At 40.2% G+C, this 4395-nt stretch carries 2 protein-coding genes and 1 pseudogene; 2 read left to right on the top strand and 1 reads right to left on the bottom strand.

All coding sequences use genetic code 11. The features are described 5' to 3' along the window. Window positions 1–1039, top strand: a pseudogene (ychF, locus tag AC1DDX_RS25055) (redox-regulated ATPase YchF); the annotation flags it as partial. A 182-nt stretch (window positions 1040–1221) separates the two neighbouring features. Here ychF and mgtE read toward each other — a convergent pair. Next, complete coding sequence (mgtE, locus tag AC1DDX_RS25050) at window positions 1222–2595, bottom strand: magnesium transporter (RefSeq protein WP_477622794.1); 1374 nt, start codon at window positions 2593–2595, stop codon at window positions 1222–1224. A gap of 566 nt (window positions 2596–3161) precedes the next feature. On the opposite strand from mgtE, the gene AC1DDX_RS25045 reads away from it, so the two are divergent. After that, a partial coding sequence (locus AC1DDX_RS25045; protein ID WP_477622793.1) for a TonB-dependent receptor plug domain-containing protein occupies window positions 3162–4395 on the top strand: 1234 nt, incomplete at its 3' end.

Below are 4395 nucleotides of genomic sequence, written 5' to 3'. Positions count from 1 at the left end.
GTGGTATAGTTGGTTTACCAAATGTTGGAAAATCCACTTTATTTAACTGTTTATCTAACGCAAAAGCTCAAGCCGCTAACTTTCCTTTCTGTACTATAGAACCAAATATTGGTGTTATTACAGTTCCTGATGATAGGTTAACTAAGCTTGCAGAACTCGTAAATCCCAACCGGATTGTACCAAATACAATTGAGATTGTAGATATCGCTGGTTTGGTAAAGGGGGCTTCAAAAGGTGAAGGTCTTGGTAACCAATTCCTGGGTAATATTAGAGCAACAAACGCTATTATCCACGTTTTACGTTGCTTTGACGACGGAAATGTGATTCACGTTGACGGATCGGTAGACCCAATTCGCGATAAAGAAATTATTGATACTGAATTACAGCTTAAGGATTTGGATACTGTTGACAAACGTATCCAGAAGGTCGAAAAAATGGCTAAAACCGATAAAGATGCAAAAAGAACCTTCGATATCCTAAGCATAATAAAGTCTCATATCGAGAGCGGAAAATCAGTTCGTTCTGCTGCAGTTTCTGCTGAAGATTTTGAATTTATTCAGGATCTAGGCTTACTTACTCAAAAGCCGGTAATGCTTATGTTGAGCGCGTTAAAGAAGCAGTAAAAGATGAAAATGCTGAGGTTCTGGTGATTTCTGCTAAAATTGAATCTGAAATTGCTGAGCTTGAAAGTTACGAAGAACGCCAGGAATTCCTGGCCGATCTTGGCTTAACTGAATCGGGTGTAAATAAACTGATCCGCGCTGCCTACAGGTTACTAGACCTATATACTTACTTTACGGCAGGTGTACAGGAAGTAAGAGCCTGGACAATCACAAAAGGTTTCACCGCGCCTCAGGCTGCCGGTGTAATTCATACAGATTTTGAAAAAGGATTTATCCGTGTTGAGGTAATTAAATATAACGACTTCGTAACACTGGGTTCTGAGAATGCATGTAAAGATGCCGGAAAACTAGGTGTTGAAGGAAAAACCTATGTTGTTGAAGACGGAGATATTATGCACTTCCGTTTTAACGTTTAGATTTTTGACTTTTAAAAATCAAAAGAGGATGATCACAAATGATCATCCTCTTTTTTTATTTCTAAATTATGCATTATGCCTCCAAAAAATCGGTCTTCTAAGAAAAGACCTAGGCGCTGTTGACCATTCAGCGCAGCGGGCAACAGATGCCCGTCTTTGAATAGAACGGCCTATTTTGTCCTTTATAACAGCACTCCCGTAAGAAACAACACTGCTACAGAGAAATAGATGATCAGGCCCGTTACATCCACCAGGGTGGCTACAAACGGAGCAGATGACGTAGCAGGGTCWGCCCCAAGTTTCTTAAGTAACAAAGGAAGCATTKATCCTGAAAGCGAGCCCCATAATACTACCCCTACCAAGGCTACTCCAACTGTTAAACCTATAAGCATCCAATGTGGGCCATACATATCGGTAAAGAAAGTCCAGGCAAAGATTCTTAAGAACCCTATTGTACCCAATACAATCCCCAGCATCAAACCAGAGATAATCTCCCGGCGCATTACCCTCCACCAATCACCAATAGTAATCTCGCCAAGTGCCATGGCCTGAATAATCAAAGTAGATGCCTGCGAGCCACTGTTTCCTCCACTTGAAATAATTAGCGGAACAAACATGGCCAATATAACCGCCTTGGCAATATCAGCTTCAAAATGTGCCATCGCAGTTGCAGTAAGCATTTCTCCAAGAAAAAGTACAACAAGCCAGCCTATTCTTCTTTTAAACAAACCAAGTATGGGCATATCCAAATAAGGTTCATCTAAAGCCTGGGTACCCCCAATTTTATGTATATCTTCGGTATATTCTTCGTTTGCAATCCATAGAATATCATCTACGGTAACTATCCCCAGCAATACATTATTCTCATCCACAACCGGTAATGCTACCCTGTTGTTCATTCTAAATATATTAATGGCTTCTTCCTGATGGTCGCTTGCTTTTAAAGCAATTAAGCGCTGATCTGTAAGATCACCGATTTTGGCTTCCGGATCAGCAAGTAAAATCTCCCTTATTCTAATGTCGTCTAACAGTACACCGTCTTTATCGATCACATAGATCACATCAATGGTCTCAGAGTTTTTGCCATAACGCCTGATGTGCGAAAGCACTCGTGTTACCGTCCAATCCTTTTTAACTGCAACATAGTCTGGCGTCATCAACCTACCCACACTATCCTCTTCGTAGCCTAGCAGCGAAAGTGCTTCTACTCTATCTTTGGCAGGTAAAAGAATAATCAACTTTTTAACAGCATCACCTTTCAGTTCACTAAAAAGTGAAGTACGGTCATCGGGTGGAAGTAAATTGATTAACTCAGCTAACTTATTGCCTGGAAGCTTTTTAATGATCTTTTCCTGAGTAGGAAAATCAAGAATACGGAATACATTTACGGCCCTTTTAACAGATAAAGTTTCAATAAATTTTACTGCATGCTGGGGGAGTTCGTCTATCAGATGTTCTACATCTGAAATATTCAGATCATCTAAATAAGCCTTTAATTGCGCATCGTCTTGAAGCTCTAAAAGCTTTACGATTTCTTCAACAACTACCTCTTCCATATGCACTAAATTCTTTACATGATTTTCACTATTTTACGGGTGCAAAAATGCCTTTTTATTTTTAAAAAAGGCACTTATAATCAGAAAATTATTAGAATAAAAATGAGGACTACCAAAGCTTATCCTTTTCGTTAATAAACCTGCAGTTTATTAGTTAGCAGAGTTCCCAAAAATTTTTCTAAATTTAATACACCAAATATTGTCTCAATTCCTAACACTAACGAACAGATATGACTAAAAAGCGTCTATAGTTAACCCCAACACCCCCTAACCCTATTTAATCATCCTAATCCTAACCTTTATGAACCTACGTTTTATCCACCTAAGCTTATTTAAGCTTACTTCTTACGTCCAGCTAATTCATCTTTACAAGCCCAATAAAGAATAGCCGGCTAATCTTAAGTTCTGTATTGATATTACCTTAAGGTAGTATATCCTGCAAAATCAGGCCCTTGTTTTCTTGGCGTATTCGCGTCGGGGAATTTATATGCGCTTTGCTTTTGTCGGGCAGACTTTGATCATCACTGTAATCAACTCTTATTCTAATAATCTAACTAAAATTTACGATGAATTACTATTTATTAAAAAGTACCGGCATTGTTTTAAAAAACAGGCCCGGAGTACGTATGCTGCAAAAAGCAGTAGTTCTACTTGTGCTATTAGTGATCAGTTCAGCAGCTTTAGCTCAGTCAGTAGTTACAGGTACAGTATCAGATAAAGACAACAACACCTTAATTGGTGTTACAGTCAGTGTTGAAGGCACAAACGTTAAAGCACTTACTGATGGCAATGGAAAATACTCCATCCAAGTCCCGCAGACTGCAAAACGGTTGATCTTCAGTTATGTCGGCATGGAAAGTTTAACTGTCGAAATTGCAGGTAAAAATGTAATAAACCCTGTATTACAATCTGCAAATAATTTAAGTGAGGTTCAGGTAATAGGCTACGGATCGGTGAAAAAGAAAGACCTTACCGGAGCAGTAGCCACTTTAGCCGAAAAAGATTTCAATAAAGGCCCGCTCATTGCACCTGACCAACTCATTCAGGGTAAGGTTGCCGGGGTACAAATGATCAATAACAGTGGCCAACCCGGAGGTTCTACAACAGTAAGGATAAGAGGTAACACAGCCATGACTGGTTCCGGACAACCCTTATATGTAGTTGATGGAATTGCTCTTGATGGTCGTTCAGCCAGACCATCGGCCAGTCCAAGCACCGTTGGAGGGGTTAAAAGCTCTCCGGGAGGAGGTATTGGTGCTGCACCAGGTGGAAACCCTTTAAACTTTATTAACCCGAATGACATCGCCTCTATGGAAATTCTTAAAGATGCATCCGCAACAGCCATTTACGGATCAAGGGCTGCCTATGGTGTAGTTTTAATTACAACAAAGCGAGGCGCCAGCGGTGGTGTAAAGTTAGATGTTAATGCTTCCACTGGTGTTTCCAATATCATGCGCCAGATTGATGTATTAGACGGCGATGGCTATCGTTCGGCATTGAATAAATATGGACTTACAAGTGGTGATTTTGGAAGCAATGTAGATGCTATGGACGCCATTACGCGCACTGCATACAACCAAAACTATTCTATTGGTTTTAGTGGAGGCGGCGATGGGAACACCTATCGGGCATCACTAGGCTATCAGGATCAGCAGGGTATTATCAGAAAAACAGGTTTAAAAAAATACACCGGGTCATTTAATGGAAACTTCAAGTTTCTGGAAAGCAAAAACCTTGGGCTTGATGTAAACCTCTTGAGTAGCCAGTTCAATGAAACCATTGCGCCTATCACAACAGACG

It is taken from the genome of Pedobacter sp. 10L46_2, from assembly GCF_056395165.1.
Note: the sequence above shows the minus strand (reverse complement) of the source record. Positions and strands in the feature narration are given on the sequence as shown.